General features: G+C 63.3%; 1 protein-coding gene. It reads right to left on the bottom strand.

Features of this window, described 5'->3' with window-relative positions:
* The coding region (locus tag EN749_RS37440; RefSeq protein ID WP_281061978.1) for an undecaprenyl-diphosphate phosphatase at positions 1 to 205 on the bottom strand (205 nt) is incomplete at its 3' end.
* Positions 206 to 379: the final 174 nt, after the last annotated feature.

Here is a 379-nt window from a genome sequence, read left to right as displayed (position 1 = left end):
CTGCAAGGGCCGCCAGCTGCATGGCGGCGGAGAAAGCCGAGCCCGGGTCCCGCCAGCCAAGCACAGCCGGCACGATGCGCATATGGGCGGTCGAGGAGATCGGCAGCAGTTCGGTGATGCCTTGCACAAGGCCGAGGAAAGCGACCTTGGCAAATCCAAGGCCGACAAAGCCCGTGTCGACGCCTTGCGTGCAGATATCAGCCATGTCGGTTCCATGCGGGAGGGATCGGACTTGCGAAGGCACGATCGGCGGCGATCAATGCCGGGCAAGCCATACCGCTATGCGGCGCAGAATCAATTTACGGATTTGTAAGCTGGCGGCCCGAACGGGCGTCATTGCGTCGCGTGGCGGCGGACACATTGCAATACGCTTGCGGGC

Source organism: Mesorhizobium sp. M7A.F.Ca.ET.027.02.1.1 (genome assembly GCF_004022985.1).
In the GTDB taxonomy this organism is placed as follows: Bacteria; Pseudomonadota; Alphaproteobacteria; order Rhizobiales; family Rhizobiaceae; genus Mesorhizobium.
Note: the sequence above shows the minus strand (reverse complement) of the source record. Positions and strands in the feature narration are given on the sequence as shown.